Here is a 16,366-nt window from a genome sequence, read left to right as displayed (position 1 = left end):
GGTACCCGCTGACATGTCCCGTACCTACGTTTGATAGACATCACTTCATGCCTCTCATCCCCGAGGAGCCTCAGATTCACGAGAGTGTCCCGGGTCCCCGCGCAACTCCGGCCGCCGGCCGTACCGCGCCGACCCCTCGTCCCGTACCTGGTCCCGGTCCCCGTCCCGCGCCTCCGCGCGGCGCCCCCGCGGCCAGCGCCCGACCCGGCAAGCCCGGCCCGTCCCGCGGACCGGCCCCCGCCCCGCCCGCGCAGCGCACGGCTCCCAAGCCGTCCGCGGCGGCCGGTGCCGGCAAAGCCGCTGCCTCCGGAGCCACCGCCTCCGAAGCGCAGCTGCAGCTGATCCCCGCGCCGGCCAACGGCGCCGTGGACGCCGCCGACGAGGCCGTCGACCTGCTCCTGGACTCCGGCCGTGCGCCGAGCGAGGTGCTGGTCCTCACCACCGGCGAGCAGCACCCCTGGGCCGCGCACGAGCTGTCCTTCGGCGAGGCGTCCTACTGGGCGCAGCACGACGCCGGGGACGACGTCTTCTACGCGGATGCCGGCGCCGAGCGCGCCGAGGGCCGCCCCGTGGTGGTCGTCGCGGTCAACGGCGGCTCGGACGAGACCGTCGCCAAGGCCCTGCCCGCCGCCATGGCCCGGGCCGGCGCCCTGCTGATCGTCTGCGGCGACCCGCAGCGGATCAACGCCCTCATCGGGGCGTCCGCGTAAGCGAGCCGGCTCGGAGGGGCCCGGACCGGCCGTCACGGCCGCCGGGCTCGCTCCGTACCGCGCCCGTCCGGCCACTCGGGCCGCCGGGCACGCTTCGTACCGCCGTACAGCTGCACCGCCGTACCGCCGTACTGCTGTACCGCCATGCCGCCGTACGGCCGTGTTTCCGTGCCGGTCAGCGGGCCGCAGTGCGTCGGCGGGCCTCCGGTGCTCCGCCGCCTGTACGGCGTGGTGGTCCCGCGGCCATGGCGCCGTTGTGCGGTTCGCGGGCCGCGTCCGAGAGCTGAGGACGTTCCGGGCGCGCGCCGGTGTACGGCCGGCGTCCGCCGCGGCCTTCCCCGAGCACCTGCCAGCCGTCGCGCGTCAGCGTGATGTACGCGCCGCAGCGCAGCCCGTGCAGGGTGCAGGCGTCGCGCAGCCCCCACATCCACGCGCCGTCCGCCTCCGTCCACAGCGGACCGCCGTCGCGGCAGTACAGCAGCACGGCCGTCCGTACCGGTGTGCGCAGCCGCAGATCGTGCGGGGTCACCCGGCGCAGCTGCGCCAGCAGTGCGTTGCGGAAGTCCCAGCCGTCGGGCGCGTCCGTACGCAGCACGAAGGACGCGCTGGCCGTCACCCGTTCCTCCGGATCGAGCACCGCGACGACAGCGGTGGACGGGCCGGGCAGATGCCGGTCGTGGAGGTCGGTGACGACCTCACGAGGGCTGCGCAGCAGGGGAATTCCCGCCGAGGCCCACTCGGCGGGCTCCAGCATCCGGCTCAGCCTGGCGGCCGACGCGGTGGCGGAGGGCTGGGACGTGGTCAGGGGCGGAGTGATGCCGAAGGTCACGGTCCTCCCTTCGTCGACGCGGCGGAAGCCGGGACGGCCGGGCGCAGCGTCGCGCCACGACATCCCTGCTGAGCCGCGGACGGCTGGAATGGGGAAGCACTACGATTCTCGCGGTCGTACACGCTTGCGGCAATGAGCAAGTCGCCGCGGCGTTCCGGAATCGATGGGTGCGTCGTTCTTTTTCCTTCCCGCTCAGCCGCCCGCCGAAGCGCGTCCCGCCGCACGGGTCCGCTCCGCACGGTGCGGACCAGCGGAAACACCCTCCCGCTCAGCCCGCCCCGGCGCGCACCCGACTCCGGGCTCCGTACGGCCCGTTGAACACCCCACGACGCGCGCGCCCGCGAAAAGCCCGCCGGCCGCCCGCCCCGCCGGCCGTTCGCCCCGGCGGTAGCCCCCGCCCCGGCGTCAGCTCCCCCCTCGCCCCGCGATCAGCTCTGTACCGCCAGCACCAGCGGCAGCACACCTCCCGCCCCCGCCCGGCGCAGCAGCCGCGCGGCCACCGCGAGCGTCCAGCCGGTCTCGGTCGAGTCGTCCACGAGAAGCACCGGACCGTCCGCGGCCCGCAGCGCCTCGGCGAGCTGCGGCGGTACGGTCAACGCCCCGTTCAGGGCACGCAGCCGCTGCGCGCTGTTCGACCGCGGCAGATGCGTCTCGTCGGCGCCCGCCGCGTACGCGATCGACCCCAGCAGCGGCATCCTGCCGATCTCGGCGACCCGGGCGCCGAGGGACTGGACCAGCTGCGGGCGGGTGCGGGACGCCATGGTGACGACGCCCACCGGCCGGGCGGGCGCCTCCGGATCGCCGCTCGCCCAGCCGCCCGGCCCCTTCGCCCAGTCGGCCAGCACCCCGACCACGGCGTCGAGCACATCGGCGGGCACGGGGCCGTCCGGGGCCTGCGGCGTCAGGAGCGGGCGCAGCCGGTTGCCCCAGCCGATGTCCGAGAGCCGGCCGAGGGCCCGCCCCGCCGACGCCTGTTCACCTGCGGGAATGCGGCCCTTCAGGTCGACGCCGATCGCCGGGAGCCCCGTCGGCCACATCCGGCGCGGCTCCACGACGACGCCCGCGCGGCCGAGCTCGCCGCGCGCCGCGTCCAGCGCGGCCGGGGAGACCTCGGCGGTGAAGCGCGGCCCCGCGCAGTTGTCGCAGCGGCCGCACGGCGCCGCGCCCTCGTCGTCCAGCTGCCGCTGCAGGAACTCCATCCGGCAGCCGTCCGTCGTGGCGTACTCGCGCATCGCCTGCTGCTCGGCCTCGCGCTGCTTCGCCACCCAGGCGTACCGCTCCGCGTCGTACGTCCACGGCTGCCCCGTGGCGGTCCAGCCGCCCTTCACCCGCCGGACCGCGCCGTCCACGTCGAGGACCTTGAGCATCGTCTCCAGGCGGGAGCGGCGCAGCTCCACCAGCGGCTCCAGCGCGGGCAGCGACAGCGGCCGGTCCGCACCGGCGAGCACGTCGATCGTCCGGCGCACGAGCTCCTCGGGCGGGAAGGCGATGGAGGCGAAGTACGCCCAGATCGCCTCGTCCTCCCGGCCGGGCAGCAGCAGCACCTCGGCGTGCTCCACGCCGCGGCCTGCACGGCCCACCTGCTGGTAGTAGGCGATGGGGGAGGAGGGCGAGCCGAGGTGGACGACGAAGCCGAGGTCGGGCTTGTCGAAGCCCATGCCGAGCGCGGAGGTGGCGACCAGCGCCTTGACGCGGTTGCCGAGCAGGTCCTCCTCGGCCTGCTGGCGGTCGGCGTTCTCGGTCTTGCCCGTGTACGACGCGACCGTGTGCCCGCACTGCCGCAGGAAGGCCGTGACCTCCTCGGCGGCGGCCACCGTGAGGGTGTAGATGATCCCGGAGCCCGGGAGATCGTTCAGATGCTCGGCGAGCCAGGCCATGCGGTGGGCCGCGTCGGGCAGCCGGAGGACGCCGAGGCTCAGGCTCTCCCGGTCCAGCGGGCCCCGCAGGACCAGCGCGTCCGTGCCGCCGCCGGTGCCGAGCTGCTCGGCGACGTCGGCCGTCACCCGGGCGTTGGCCGTCGCCGTCGTGGCCAGTACGGGCACGCCCGGCGGCAGGTCGGCGAGCATCGTGCGCAGCCGGCGGTAGTCGGGCCGGAAGTCGTGGCCCCAGTCCGAGATGCAGTGCGCCTCGTCCACCACCAGCAGGCCGGTCGCCGCGGCGAGCTTGGGCAGCACCTGGTCGCGGAAGTCCGGGTTGTTCAGCCGCTCCGGGCTGACCAGCAGCACGTCCACCTCGCCGGCCGCCACCTCGGCCTGGACGGTGTCCCACTCCTCGGTGTTCGAGGAATTGATCGTGCGCGCGCGGATGCCCGCCCGCGCGGCCGCCTCGACCTGGTTCCGCATCAGCGCCAGCAGCGGCGAGACGATCACTGTCGGGCCGCTGCCGCGCTGCCGCAGCAGGGCGGTCGCGACGAAGTACACGGCCGACTTCCCCCAGCCCGTGCGCTGCACCACCAGCGCCCGGCGGTGCTCGGCGACCAGCGCCTCGATCGCCCGCCACTGGTCCTCGCGCAGCCGGGCCGTGCCCGCCGGGGCGCCGACGAGGCGGGCCAGCACCGCGTCGGCCGCCTCCCGCAGGGTTCCGTCGTTCGTGTCGTCCATGCGTCCATGCAAGCGCATAGCACTGACAACCGGCGAACCGGCAGCTCAGCCCCCGAGGGCCGGCCGGGTGCCGGCGGAGCCGTTTCGACCGGACACTGCCGGGTGCCGCGCTCCTCTCTCCTCCTCTCCGATCCGGGTGACGACCGCCGTCACGGCCGCCGGCAGCCCGTCGCGCGCCGGCAGCAGTTCCGTGCGGCCGTGCCAGGTGCCCGGTCCGTGTCCCGAGATGCCGCGCAGGGTGACCGCGTCCCCGGGGCCGAGCGCGAGGGCCACCTCCGCCGCGCCGCTGGCCAGGCCGCGTCCGGTCGCCTTCACGGCCGCCTCCAGCAGCGTCCACGCGGGAAGGAACGCCGCGGGGTCGGCGGTGACCGGCAGGGCCGGGTACACCGAGGCGAGCACGTCCAGCGCCGCGGGGACGGGCCGCAGCCGCTCGATGTCCACGCCCACGGGCCCGGCGTCGTCCGCGCCGGCCAGCAGCAGCCGGCCGGACCGCGACCAGCTGATGTGCTGCTCGGGGTGGTCCGGCAGATACGGCTTGCCGGACGGCGTGTACGCGACGCGCAGCCGCGCCGGGGACACCCCCAGCCGCCGGCCCAGCAGGTCGCGCACCGCCAGCCGGGAGCGGAGGAAGCGGCGGGCCGAGGCCGCGTCCGTAAGGGCCGCGGCCCGCCGCCTCTCCTCCTCCGTGGGCCCAGCTTCCAGGGCACCCCCGCCGTCCAGGTCCACCACCCAGACGTCCACCGCTACAGCCTGAAGACCTGCGTGGCGGACAGCGACGGATCGCCCGGCCGGACATGGAGCTCGCCCCGGGACGGCAGCATCACCACCGCGGCCACGGTGCGTTCGCCCCGGATGTCACCCCGGTCCGGTACGCAGACCGGCGGCTGCGACAGCAGTCCGAAGTGGTCCTCGGCGCCGCACCCCGGAGGCAGTTCGGCGAGCCCGGCGGTGGCCGCCTTCAGCCGGCGCACGGACGAGTTGCGGGCGAAGACGTTGATCTCGTCGAACGGTACGAAGTCCGGGTGCAGGAAGTGGTTGGTGTGTGCCGTCTCCGCCCCCTCGGTGACCCGCAGCTCGTCGCCGAGGATCTCCACCACGGCGACCCGTTCCCGGTCGCACAGGACCAGCGTCCGGGAGCTCGCCAGGGGCAGGCCGCGCAGGATCTCCAGGGCCTGGGGGACGTCCCGTGCCGTGTCCAGCAGGTGCCGGATGGCGAGGTAGGGCGGTACTCCGGGGTGCCAGTCGCCGCCCAGCACCAGGTTGAGCCCGACCGCGAGGCCGTCGCTGTTCAGCCCCAGGTAGCCGAGCAGGCCACCGAAGCTGAGCACGAGCGAGCGGCGCGGCGACCCGGTACGCGCGACCTCCAGGACGCCGATGTAGTCGTCCAGATTGCCGTTGAGGTCGACGGTCTGCGCGAGGACGGGGCCGGCCGCGCCGGTGCGGGCGTAGGTCGTGCAGTCGCCCGCCGTGGGCACCTTGCGGTAGCCCATGATCTCCCGGCGCAGCTGGAGCAGCCATGCCTCGTCCGGCGTGATCCCGGCGCCGGCCGCGAGCCCCGCGACCTCCTCGGCCAGTTCGGGCGTGGCCGCCGCGACCGCCGCCCGGTAGGCGGCGATCGACGGCAGCAGCCCGTCCAGGGTGACCGGCTCCGGCATGACCTTGTTCAGCCGGGCGAGCGAGTCGTCGAGGAAGGCACGCAACGGACCGGCGAGGGCCTCACCATGGGCCCGCCCGGCGGCGAACGGGCCGCCGGACGCGCGGAGGAGGGGAATGCCCGCGCCCGGCGTCATCCGACGGCGTCCAGCTGCGCGACCTTGGGCTTGGTGGCGAGCTCGTTCTTCACGCGGGGCCATTCGGCGCGCAGGACGCTGTAGAAGATCGCGTCGCGGCGGCGCCCGCCGGGCATGAAGTTGTAGCTGCGCAGGGTGCCTTCCTCCACGGCGCCGATGTTGCGCAGCCCGCGGCGCGCCTGCGTGTTGAGGATGTCGGTCTTGAACTCCACGCGCTCGGCGCCCAGCTGCTCGAAGGCGTGCTCCAGGAGCAGGTACTTCGCCCAGCGGTTGATGCCCTGGCCCCGGAAGTCGCGGCCCAGCCAGGACCAGCCGATCTCCAGCCGCCGGTCGGCCTCGGCCAGGTTGCCGTAGCTCATGCTGCCGGCGACCCGGCCGGTGGACTTGTCGGTGATGATGTGGACGACGCGGCGGCCGGCGGCCTGGTCGGCGAGGCAGGTGTCGAAGAACTTCTCGAAGTCCGCGTCGGTCTCGACGGCGGAGACGAAGTACTTCCAGATGTCGGGGTCCATCGCGACGGCCCGCACGGCCTCGCGGTCGGCTTCGGTGACCGGCCGCAGCAGGACGTGCTCGTTCTCCAGGACCACCGCGGCGTCTTCGTTCCAGGCCATGGTTCAGGCCACCTTCTTCGTCAGTCGGGACAGGGACTCGGCGACGCTGCGCAGGGTGCGCATCTCGGCGAGGTCGTGCTCGGTGAAGTTCGCGAGGTCGACGTCGGTCGCCTCGCACACCTCGGTCAGGAAGAGGACCTTGTTGAGCGAGGTCAGGCCGTAGCTGCCGGCCATGTCCGCGTCGAGGTCGAGGTCGTCGGGAGCGACCTCGGGGTCCAGTACCGCGGAGAGGGACTCCCTGGCCGCGCTCTCGATGTCAGGCCGCATGGATGCCTTCCTTACTGTCGTGGATACCGGCGTGGTAAGTGGCGAGGATCTGCTTGCGCTTGGGCTTGTACTGGGACGTGAGCAGGCCGTTGTCGATGCTGAAGGGCGCGTCGGCGATCACGACCCGGCTGATCCGCTCGTCCGCGGTGCGCGCCGCGTTGGTCAGGGCGAGCTGGGCCTCGATGGCGTCCCGGTCGGCGGGCACGGTGGCCGGGGAGACGACGGCGACCAGGTCGGTCTGCGCGGGGCAGAACAGGACGCACTCGGCGATCGCCGGGCTGGTCCTCATGTGCTCCTCGATCGGCCGGACGACGATCTTCTTCCCGTTGTCCAGGACGATGACGTCGTCGGCGCGGCCGCGGATGAAGAGGAAGCCGTCCTCGTCGAGGTGGCCGAGGTCGCCGGTCCGTACAGTGCCGTCCGGGGCGAACATCCGCTCGGAAGCACCCGGTTCGGCATACGCGTAACGGTAGTTGACCGGGTGGTCGCTGCGCACGCGGATGACGCCGTCCTCGTCCACCAGGACTTCCTTGCCGCGCAGGACCTTGCCGACGCTGCCGGCGCGGTGGGCGCCGGGGTGGTTCTTGGTGACGATGCAGGTTTCGTTGAGGCCGTAGCCCTCATAGATGGGCAGCCCGGCGTCGTGGAAGAAGCGGAGCATCGCCGCGTCGGCAGGCGCGGAGCCGGTCCACAGGTAGCGGATCCGGTCGCCGAAGAGGTGGCGGGCCGCTTCCTGGACCGTCTGGTCGCCCTTGGAGCGGCGCACGCGGCCCTCGATCTGGCGCTTGGCCGTCTCGTAGAAGGCCGGCACGCCCATGACGACGGTGGGCCGGACGCGGCGCAGCGCCGCGAAGGCCGCCTCGTACGTGCTGATGGTGACATCGTGGCCGTGCACCAGCGCCGAGTAGACCCAGTAGCGCTGCTGGAGCAGGGAGAGCGGCAGGAAGACGAACAGGTCGTCCCCCGGCTTGTGTTCGAAGATCTCCTGCACCGCGGCCAGCGAGCTGTCGATGCTGCCGACGGTCGCGCCGAGCCCCTTGGGCGTGCCGGTGCTGCCGGACGTGAACTTGATCGTGGTCACGTCCCGCGGTGCCCAGTGGACCGCCGGCAGAGCGGTGTCCTCGTCCGGGCCCGCCGGCTCCTCGGCGAGCGCCCGGACCTCGCCGATCGGCACGGCGTTTGGGGCGTCCGTGGGCTGGTCGGTGAAGAGCAGCGTGATGCCGTACCGCGCCATCAGCTCCACCGAGGGCGTGAACTTGCCGGGCTCCAGTCCGGCGGTCTCCGCCTTCAGGAGCAGCGCCGCGAGGTCCAGCAGTACCCATTCCAGGCTGTTGGCGGCCAGGATGCCGATCCGGTCGCCGGGGCCGATGCCCCGCGCCCGCAGCCGGCGCGCCAGCCGGCCGGCCCGCTCGTACAGCTCCGGCAGGCCGAGGGTCTCCGTGCCGTCCAGGCGGGAGACGGAGATCCGGCCGCCGAGCGGCGGGGTGGTGACGAGGTGCTGGATGAACGAGTGGTCGGTCACCGTGTCTGCTCCTCCTCCGGTGCCAGGGCCGTGGCCATCGCGGCGACGGTGTCCAGGTCGGCCAGCATGTCGAGCGGGATGGTGACGCCGAACCGCTTGCGTACGGCGGTGAGGATGCGGGCCGCCGCGATGGAGTCGCCGCCGAGCGCCCGCAGGCTGTCGTGGACGCCGACCCGGGCGCCGCGCAGCACCGTGGACCAGATCTCCACCAGCGCCTTCTCGGTGTCCGTCGTGGGCTCGCCGCCGCCGCGCGGGGCCTCCGCGGGCGCCGCTTCCTCGACGGCGGTCTCGGCGAGCTTCCCCCGGTCCACCTTGCCGTTCCTGGTGAGCGGCAGATCGTCGTGCCAGATGACCGCCGTGGGGACCATGTAGTCGGGCAGGTCGCGGCGGAGCGCTTCGCGCAGCTCGGCCTCGGTGGGCCGGGCGTCCCCGCTCGGTACGAGATGGGCCACCAGGCGGTCGCCCCGCGCGCCGGGCGCGCTCGCGACCACGGCCTTGGCCACGGCGTCCAGGGCGACCAGCCGCGTCTCGACCTCGCCGGCCTCGATGCGGTAGCCGTTGACCTTGATCTGGAAGTCGCTGCGGCCGAGGATCGCGATATTGCCGTCGGGCAGATACCGGCCCAGGTCACCGGTGCGGTAGAGGCGTTCGTTGCGCCGCGGGTCGTGCCCGAACCGCTCGGCGGTGCGCTCCTCGTCGCCCCAGTAGCCCCGCGCCAGCCCGGTGCCCGCCGCGCAGATCTCGCCGGTCACCCAGTCGGGCGCGTCCAGCCCGTCCCGGTCCAGGACGTACGCGCGGTTGTTGGCGTTCGGCCGGCCGTACGGGATGGACCGGCTGCCGTCCTCCTCCGGGCCGACCCGGTGCAGGATGTTCCAGATCGTCGTCTCGGTCGGGCCGCCGAGCGAGACGACGTCGAGGCCGGGCTTGAGGGCGCGCAGCGCGGCCGGCAGCGCCGGCGGGATGCGGTCGCCGCTCATCATCACCAGGCGCAGCGCGGGCGGTACCACCTCGTCGGCGACGGCCTGGTCGTGCAGCATCGAGACGATGGCCGGTACGGAGTTCCACACGGTCACCCCGGCGCTCCGGCACAGGTCGAGCCAGTGCGCGGGGTCGACCGCCCGGTCCCGGTCGGGCATCACCAGCGCCGCCCCGGCGGACAGCGCTCCGAAGACGTCCCACACCGACAGGTCGAAGTTGAACGCGCTGATCGCGAAGAACCGGTCGTCCGGGGTGATGTCGAAGCGCTTGTGGCAGTCGGCGACGACGTTCGCGACGTTGCGGTGGCTGACCATGACGCCCTTGGGCGCGCCGGTCGTACCGGAGGTGTAGAGCACGTACGCGAGGTCGTCGGGGGAGGAGCCGGGCAGCCGGGCGGGCGGCTCGACGGCCGTCGCCCTCTGAGGCACCGTCACGTCCAGGCGCAGGACGTCCCGTTCCCCGTCCGGGTCCTGCCAGTCGAGGTTGGTGAGTACCTGGCGGACCTTGCCGTCGCGCAGCATGTAGCGCTGCCGCTCGGCGGGCAGGGCGCCGTCGACGGGCAGGTAGGCGGCCCCGGCGAGGACGGTGGCGAGGATGCCGACGATCTGCTCGGGCCCGCGGCCCATCACCAGCCCGACCAGCTCGTCCCTGCCGACGCCCCGCTCCCGCAGCCACTGTGCCGCCGCGGCCGCGCGGCCCAGGAGTTCGCCGTAGCCGATCTCCCTGTCCGAGGTGAGGATCGCGGGGGCGTCCGGCGTGCGCCGGGCCTGGGCGGCGAAGGCGTCGCCCAGCAGCTCCTCCGGCAGCGGTACGGCGGTGTCGTTGGCCGCACGGCGCCGCTCGCGCTGGGCGGCGGGCAGCAGGTCGAAGGTGTGGCGCTGCCACGCGGCCTCGTCCGCCAGCGTGTCGAGCAGCGTGCCGTACCCCTGGGCGACGTCGTCCAGCAGGCCCTCGGGGAACAGCTCGTCGATCCCGTCGAGCTGCACGACGAGGCCGCCGTGCTGCTCCATCGCGAAGGCGTTCAGCCACACCTGCGGGGTCTGGCTGACGCTGAAGACCTCCGGCCCGAACAGCTCCAGCGCGGAGCCGTCGACCTCGCCGTTGACGTGCCCGATGGCGCTGTTGAACGTGAAGGGCATCCGGGCGCCCGTCACGCCGCCGCGCCGGCGCGCCAGTTCCTGCATGACCTCACTGCCGGAGAAGTGCCGGTGGTCCAGGTCGCTGCGGAGCCGGGCCTGCAGCGCGCGGGCCCGCTCCTCGAAGGTGCGGGAGCGGTCGACCTCCGCCTCGACCAGGATCGTGTCCGAGAAGTTCCCGATGGCCTCGAAGACGCGCGGGTGGATCGGCGGCCGGTTGGCCACGGTGGTGGTGAGGGTGAAGCGCGGCCCCGCGCCCCAGACGGAGAGCGTTTCGGCGTACGCGGCGAGCAGCAGGGCCGACGGCGTCAGCCCGGCGAACGCGGCCCGCTCCTTCAGCGCCGTCCAGGCCCGCTCGTCCAGGCGCACCTGGCGCTGCGAGAAGCGGGTGGCGGTCAGCGCCGAGGGGCTGGTGGCGAGCGGCAGGTCCGGGTGGGGCGCGAGGTCGTCGACGCGCGCCAGCCAGTACTCGCGCGAGCGGCGGGCCGGCGCCTTCTCCCGCCCGGCCTGCAGGGCCGCCACGTACTCCTCGTACGGCAGCTCGCCCGGCGCGCCGGCGTCGGGGCCGTCCCGGTACTCCCGCCACCAGGCGCGGAAGAACAGGAACATGCTGATCCCGTCCATGACCAGCCCGTCGTGGCTGACGTGCAGCACCATGCGGTCGTCGGCGAGGACCGTCACGTCCGCGGCGATCAGCGGTACCTGGTCGGCGGCGAGGACGCGGTGGGAGCGTTCCTCGCGCAGCGCGGCGCGGATCCGCTCCTGTTCCTCCGGGCTCTCGCCGCGCAGGTCGAGGCGGCTGATCCGCGGCCGGTGCTGGCGGAACTCGGTGACCTGCCGGTCGTCCGAGACGAAGCGGGAGCGCAGCGCGCTGTGCGCGTCCACGACCGCTTCGAGGGCCGACTCCAGCCGGTCCACGTCCCACACGCCCTCGAACTCGTGGTAGACGTGGCTGGAGATGTCGCCGATCTCGAAGATGCCGCTGCGGCCCAGGAAGTAGGCCCGCTGCAGCGGGGTCAGCGGGAAGCCCGGACCGTGCCGCTCCTCCTCCGCCAGATGCGCGACCAGCTCCTCCTTCATGCTCTTGACGAGCGCGATGAAGTCGGGGTCCATCCGTTCGCGGCCGCCTTGGAGCCGCAGGTCGTTGCCGGAGAGGGAGACGGACAGGCCCCGGCTGTCGATCTCGCGCAGGACGTCGCGGTAGTTCATCGGGCGCCCTCCTCGGTCAGCGCGGTGACGGCCGCCTCGTCGGCGCGCTCCTCGATCAGCGCGGCCAGGCCGTTGATGTCGGTGCTGCCGAGCAGTTCCTCGACGGTGACGTCCACGTCGAGCGCCTCCAGGATCTGGTACTGCAACGTCACGGCCTGCAGCGAACTGGTGCCGAGCTGGCTGAGGTTGCTGTCGCTCGCCACCGCGTCCGCGGGGAGCTGCAGCGCCGCGCCGACCAGCGAGGTCAGCCACGGCACCAGCTGCGGGCCGGTGTGGACGCGGCGGGGCGCGGCGGCGGTCGGCCGGAAGAAGACGGCGTCGGCGAGGCGGATCTCGTTCTCCGGGGGGACCAGCTCCACGGTGCGCGGCCACACGGCCGGCTCGGGCAGGCCGAGCGCCTCGGCGAGCCGGGCCGCGAAGCGGGGCATGACGGGCGCCGCGGCGTGCGCGAGGAGGCGGGCCGCGGCCAGTTCGAGGGCGATGGCGGTACGCGCTTCGCTCTCCCAGCCCGCGGTCTCCGCGAGGACGGCCTCCTGGCGGGAGAAGCGCAGGGTGTCCGTGACGATGCCGTCGAGCTCGGCGGCCGCCTGGTTGAGCGAGAAGCCCTCGGAGCCGAGGCTGCCGGTGACCGCGGCGAGCCGGGCGCCGAGCCGGGCGAGGAAGGCGGAGTGCTCCGGCGTCCAGGTACCGGCGTCCGGTGCCCGGCCTTCGTACCGCTTGCCGATCCGCGTCCCGAGGTCGTTCAGCCAGCCCTGCCAGGTGCCGATCAGGGTCTCGTCGAGCGTCGTCTCGTACGCCGCGCGCTGGAAGTTGGTGCGCCGGCCCTCGGGGCGGGTGGCCGCGAGGAAGTACCGGACGGCGTCGACGGAGTCCGGGCCGAGGATCTCCTTGCCCCAGATGGCGTGCCGCCGGCTGGTGGAGAACTTGCTGCCCTCCAGCAGGTAGAACTCGTTGACGTGGTAGTCGATGTCGGGCTTCCAGCCGGGGTGGGCCAGCCGGTACAGGGCCGGGTAGAGCACCGAGTGGTAGAAGCTGTTGTCGTAGCCGAAGAAATGGACGACCTTCCAGTCCTGCTGCGGCTCGGCGGCCCGCCACTGCTCGCCCAGCCGCGCGCCGAGCGACTGGATGCCGTGCAGGAAGCCGTACGACATCTCCGGCCAGACCCAGATGACCTGCCCGGTCACGTCCTGCTCGGCCGGCGGGACGCCCCAGTCGGAGGGGTGGCTGACGGGGATGTCCAGGCTCGGACGGCGGAAGAGCCGGTCGCTCAGCTCGCGCAGCCGGGCCGGGACGCGGCCCAGGCGGTGGTGCTCGGCGATCTGCTCGCGGAAGGTGTGCAGCGGCAGCGACCAGCGGGCGACCGGGGCGCTGCGCGGCGTCGCGGCCGAGCGTGCGGAGGCCGGGTCGACCAGGTCGGTGACGGTGTTGGGCTCGCCGCACTCCTCGCAGATGTTGCCGCTGGTGCCCGAACCGCACGCCGGGCAGCCGCCCTTGACGTCCACCTCGTACAGGTACTGCCCGCTCTCCGCGTCGAACAGGGCGTCCGTCTCGGTGACCCGCACCGTGCCCGAGGAGACCACGCGGGAGAAGAAGTCCTGCAGCCCGGGGCGGTAGCTCGGGTCGTCGTCGGTGACGGTGAACTGGTCGGGGACGATGTCCATCAGGGCCAGCGTCCGGGCGATCTCCGCGCTGTAGTGCGCTGCGGTCTCCGCCGGCTCGCGGTCCTCGGCGCGCGCCGCGCCCACCACGTAGCTCTGGTAGTCGTCGCTGCCCGTCAGGTGCCACGCCCTGGTGCCGTTCATCCGCTGGTGGCGGACGTAGGCGTCGGCACCGAGGTACGGGCCCGAGAGGTGCCCGAGGTGCAGGTCGCCGTTGGGCGTGGGCGGGGTGGAGAAGACGAAGACCGGCCGCTCGCCGAAGGCGGTGCGCTCCGCGTTCCCGGCCGAGGCCAGGGCGCGGGACGGGTCGCGCCAGTACTGCGTCAGGAAGACCACGTCGGTGTCGCCGGTGTTCTCCAGGACATGGGACTCGAAGGGCTCGAAGAGGGCCACCGTGCCGGGCGCGGCCGGGTGGCGCCGCCCGTCGACGATGAACTCGCCGCGTCCCGCGACGATCACGAAGAACTCGGTCTCGTCGTGCTGGTGGCTGTCCGAGCTGCGGCCGGGTGCGACCCGCCCCCAGCCCGCGCCCACACCCAGGCCCTCGATGTCGCTCATGTCGATGCCGAACGCCTCGTGGAGGGCCGTGTCGTCGTACGTGTTGATGATCACGCCGCGTCCTTTCGCCGGTGGGGAAGTCGCTGGGAGGGAAGGGGGAGCAGGCCGGCGGTCTCGGCCGCGATGGCGGGGGCGAGCCGGTAGCCGGAGCCGTTGGCGGCGCCCGCGAAGACCACCCGGCCGTCGTCGGTGAGCGGGCGGATCAGCGGCTGCATGTCAGGGCCGTAGGCGTCGCAGAAGACGCGGCCGGACACACAGCGGTCCGCCAACTGGGGGGCGTACCGGGCGAGTACGTCCAGCGCCTCGCGCCTGTCCGCGGCGGAGACGCCGGTGGCCAGGGTGTCCGGGTCGACGTCCCACTCCTGGCAGGTGTAGCTGAACAGCCAGTGCCCGCGCTTGTGGTAGGGCAGCAGGAAGGCGTCCTCGTCCTGGAAGACCACCGCCCGGTCGCCGGGGACGGGCGGTACCTCGATGTGCAGGGCCACGATCTTCTTCACCCGGGCGCCCAGCGGTGCGACGAGGTCCCGCCAGGCGGGGGCCGCGAGCCAGGGGCCGGGGGCCAGGACGACATGGCCGGCGGTCAGGGTGGATCCGGTGCCCAGGGCCAGCTCCACCGCGCCGGGCCCCGCGCTCAGGCCGGTGACCGCGACGCCCTCGCGGAACTCCGCGGTCCGCCGCAGGTCACGGGCGAGCAGCTGGGTGAGCGCGTGCACGTCCGCGTACTGGCAGCCGTCGCCCTCCCACGCGGCCTTGCCCTCGGGCACCCGGGCGATCCCGCCGGCCACCTCCGCGACGGGCCGGAGCTTCGCCTCGGGCAGATAGGTCTCGCGCAGCCGCGCCTCCTGCGCCGCGTCGGCGATGACCGTCATCTCCAGCGCATACACCGGCAGTTCGGGCCGGGCGGCCTTGAGCGCGGCGTAGTGGTCCTGGCTGTACGCGGCCATCGCGCGGACCCGCTCCGAGGAGCCGCGGGGGAAGTGCAGGCCGGCCGAACGGCGGCTGGCGCCGCTGCCGACCGCGTCCCGCTCCAGCAGGACCACGGAGGCGTCCGGAGTGCGCGCGAGGATCTCCCGGGTGATCAGGCAGCCGAGTACGCCGCCGCCGACCACGGCGAAGTCGGTGTCGGTACGCGCCATCACGCGCCCCACAGGACCTTGGCGCCGGCCTTGGACGACCACTCGATGAACGACGCCAGCTGCTCGTCGCTGCGCACCCCGCTCAGCCGGTCGGCGATGCGCTGGCTGCGCCAGGCGTTCAGGCTGAGGTTGGGGTCGGCGAGGCCGCGCTGACCGCGGGCGGCGTTCTGGACGAAGATGTTGCGGTCGGCCGGGCCGTCCCAGCGCACCGCGAAGTCCTCGTCGATGCTCAGCTCGTCGCCGTGCCGCTCCAGCCGGCCGGCGATCGGGGCGAGGAAGTCCATCCGCGCGGGCCGGAAGCCGGTGGCCCAGACGACGACGTCCGCCTCGAAGTGCTCGGTGGCGCCGGGCTCGTCGTTGTGCCGGACGCCGATGTCCCAGCCGCCCGCGTCCGCCGCGCTCACGTCGATGACCTCGCGGTTGGGGTGCAGCCCGACCAGGTCGGGGTTGCCCTGGACGAAGCGGTGGACGTAGATCCGCTGGTAGATGTCGCGCAGCGTCGACTCGGAGATGCCGTCGCTGGAGAGGATGTGCTGGGCGTTGAACGCCTGGCGGGCCTCCGGCGGCAGGCCGTAGAAGTAGTCGGAGTGGGACGGCATGTAGTAGTCGTTGGTGAAGGGCGAGTCGTCGATCGGGAAGTAGTTGCGGCGCCGGGAGATCCACGAGACGCGGCGCGGCAGTTCGCCGTCCGGGCGCGAGATCAGGTCCAGGAACGCCTCGGCGCCGGACTGGCCGCCGCCCACCACCACGACCCGCTTGTCCTTCAGGCCCTTGGCGGCGTTCATGTAGTCGTTGACGTGGAACTGCGTGGGGCCGAGCAGGTCGCGGCCCTGCGGCGGGACCCACGGCCGGCTGCCCACGCCGACGACGATGTTCTCGGCGGTCACGGCGCGGCGGTCGGTGCGGACGGTGAAGACGCCGTCGAAGTCGACCTCCTGGACCGTCTCGCCGAAGACGACGTTCTCGTTGCGCCGGCTGGCCCAGGCCAGGTAGTTGCGGAACTCCAGCCGCGGCACGTCGTCGAACTGCGCGTTGAGGAAGTGGTACACCCGTCCCTGGTCGTGCAGGTAGGACAGGAAGGAGAACGGACTCTTCGGATCGGAGAGGCTGACGAGGTCCTTGAACATCGACACCTGCAGGGTGGTGCCGGGTATCTGCTGGTCGTCGTGCCAGCCGAAGGACGCCTTCCGGTCGAGGAAGAGGTTGCGCACCTCCGGGCGGCCGTGCAGCAGGGACGCCAGGCTCAGGTTGGCCGGTCCCACGCCCACTCCTACGCAGTGGTACTGCGCGGAATCGGCCCGGTTTTTCGCGTGCCCCATGAGATCTCTCCTTCAGGCGGATGCCGGCGGTCTGCCGGCCGAG

General features: G+C 73.4%; 12 protein-coding genes. 1 reads left to right on the top strand and 11 read right to left on the bottom strand.

Features of this window, described 5'->3' with window-relative positions; translation table 11 throughout:
* The first annotated feature begins 47 nt into the window (after window positions 1-47).
* Window positions 48-710, top strand: coding sequence for a hypothetical protein (locus ACIGXO_RS07655; RefSeq protein ID WP_399781746.1), 663 nt, complete (start codon window positions 48-50; stop codon window positions 708-710).
* 175 nt (window positions 711-885) lie between these two features.
* On the opposite strand, the gene ACIGXO_RS07650 is transcribed toward ACIGXO_RS07655, so the two are convergent.
* From ACIGXO_RS07650 to ACIGXO_RS07600, 11 genes are all read right to left on the bottom strand, one after another.
* Complete coding sequence (locus ACIGXO_RS07650) at window positions 886-1,539, bottom strand: hypothetical protein (protein WP_399781743.1); 654 nt, start codon at window positions 1,537-1,539, stop codon at window positions 886-888.
* A 428-nt stretch (window positions 1,540-1,967) separates the two neighbouring features.
* Window positions 1,968-4,139: a RecQ family ATP-dependent DNA helicase gene (locus ACIGXO_RS07645; protein WP_399781740.1), complete on the bottom strand. Its 2,172-nt coding sequence runs from the start codon at window positions 4,137-4,139 to the stop codon at window positions 1,968-1,970.
* Window positions 4,140-4,184: 45 nt separating this feature from the next.
* Entirely contained in the window at window positions 4,185-4,880 is a 696-nt protein-coding gene (locus ACIGXO_RS07640; RefSeq protein ID WP_399781737.1) for a 4'-phosphopantetheinyl transferase family protein, read from the bottom strand.
* 2 nt (window positions 4,881-4,882) lie between these two features.
* Entirely contained in the window at window positions 4,883-5,929 is a 1,047-nt protein-coding gene (locus tag ACIGXO_RS07635) for a C45 family autoproteolytic acyltransferase/hydolase (protein ID WP_399781734.1), read from the bottom strand.
* A complete protein-coding gene (locus tag ACIGXO_RS07630) occupies window positions 5,926-6,540 on the bottom strand; it encodes a GNAT family N-acetyltransferase (protein WP_399781731.1) in 615 nt (204 codons plus the stop codon). The genes ACIGXO_RS07635 and ACIGXO_RS07630 overlap by 4 nt, the downstream gene beginning before the upstream one ends.
* Before the next feature lie 3 nt (window positions 6,541-6,543).
* On the bottom strand, window positions 6,544-6,807 hold the full coding sequence (locus ACIGXO_RS07625) for a phosphopantetheine-binding protein (RefSeq protein WP_399781728.1): 264 nt from the start codon (window positions 6,805-6,807) through the stop codon (window positions 6,544-6,546).
* The gene (locus ACIGXO_RS07620; RefSeq protein ID WP_399781726.1) at window positions 6,797-8,329 is read right to left on the bottom strand and encodes an AMP-binding protein; all 1,533 of its coding nucleotides are present in this window, start codon (window positions 8,327-8,329) and stop codon (window positions 6,797-6,799) included. Before ACIGXO_RS07620 ends, ACIGXO_RS07625 begins: the two co-directional genes overlap by 11 nt.
* Entirely contained in the window at window positions 8,326-11,652 is a 3,327-nt protein-coding gene (locus tag ACIGXO_RS07615) for an amino acid adenylation domain-containing protein (RefSeq protein WP_399781723.1), read from the bottom strand. Before ACIGXO_RS07615 ends, ACIGXO_RS07620 begins: the two co-directional genes overlap by 4 nt.
* On the bottom strand, window positions 11,649-13,922 hold the full coding sequence (locus ACIGXO_RS07610) for a class I tRNA ligase family protein (protein WP_399781720.1): 2,274 nt from the start codon (window positions 13,920-13,922) through the stop codon (window positions 11,649-11,651). Before ACIGXO_RS07610 ends, ACIGXO_RS07615 begins: the two co-directional genes overlap by 4 nt.
* Window positions 13,919-15,004, bottom strand: a complete 1,086-nt coding sequence (locus tag ACIGXO_RS07605; protein WP_399781718.1) for an NAD(P)/FAD-dependent oxidoreductase — start codon at window positions 15,002-15,004, stop codon at window positions 13,919-13,921. Before ACIGXO_RS07605 ends, ACIGXO_RS07610 begins: the two co-directional genes overlap by 4 nt.
* The gene (locus tag ACIGXO_RS07600; RefSeq protein WP_399781715.1) at window positions 15,004-16,323 is read right to left on the bottom strand and encodes a lysine N(6)-hydroxylase/L-ornithine N(5)-oxygenase family protein; all 1,320 of its coding nucleotides are present in this window, start codon (window positions 16,321-16,323) and stop codon (window positions 15,004-15,006) included. The genes ACIGXO_RS07605 and ACIGXO_RS07600 overlap by 1 nt, the downstream gene beginning before the upstream one ends.
* Window positions 16,324-16,366: the final 43 nt, after the last annotated feature.

It is taken from the genome of Streptomyces sp. NPDC053542, from assembly GCF_044544685.1.
GTDB lineage: Bacteria > Actinomycetota > Actinomycetes > Streptomycetales > Streptomycetaceae > Streptomyces.
This window is presented reverse-complemented; position numbering and strand designations above follow the sequence as displayed.

Coding starts and splice junctions, on each gene's coding strand:
- ACIGXO_RS07600 (WP_399781715.1), bottom strand. CDS start 16,323: ATGGGGCACGCGAAAAACCGGGCCGATTCCGCGCAGTACCACTGCGTA.
- ACIGXO_RS07605 (WP_399781718.1), bottom strand. CDS start 15,004: ATGGCGCGTACCGACACCGACTTCGCCGTGGTCGGCGGCGGCGTACTC.
- ACIGXO_RS07635 (WP_399781734.1), bottom strand. CDS start 5,929: ATGACGCCGGGCGCGGGCATTCCCCTCCTCCGCGCGTCCGGCGGCCCG.
- ACIGXO_RS07630 (WP_399781731.1), bottom strand. CDS start 6,540: ATGGCCTGGAACGAAGACGCCGCGGTGGTCCTGGAGAACGAGCACGTC.
- ACIGXO_RS07655 (WP_399781746.1), top strand. CDS start 48: ATGCCTCTCATCCCCGAGGAGCCTCAGATTCACGAGAGTGTCCCGGGT.
- ACIGXO_RS07625 (WP_399781728.1), bottom strand. CDS start 6,807: ATGCGGCCTGACATCGAGAGCGCGGCCAGGGAGTCCCTCTCCGCGGTA.
- ACIGXO_RS07645 (WP_399781740.1), bottom strand. CDS start 4,139: ATGGACGACACGAACGACGGAACCCTGCGGGAGGCGGCCGACGCGGTG.
- ACIGXO_RS07615 (WP_399781723.1), bottom strand. CDS start 11,652: ATGAACTACCGCGACGTCCTGCGCGAGATCGACAGCCGGGGCCTGTCC.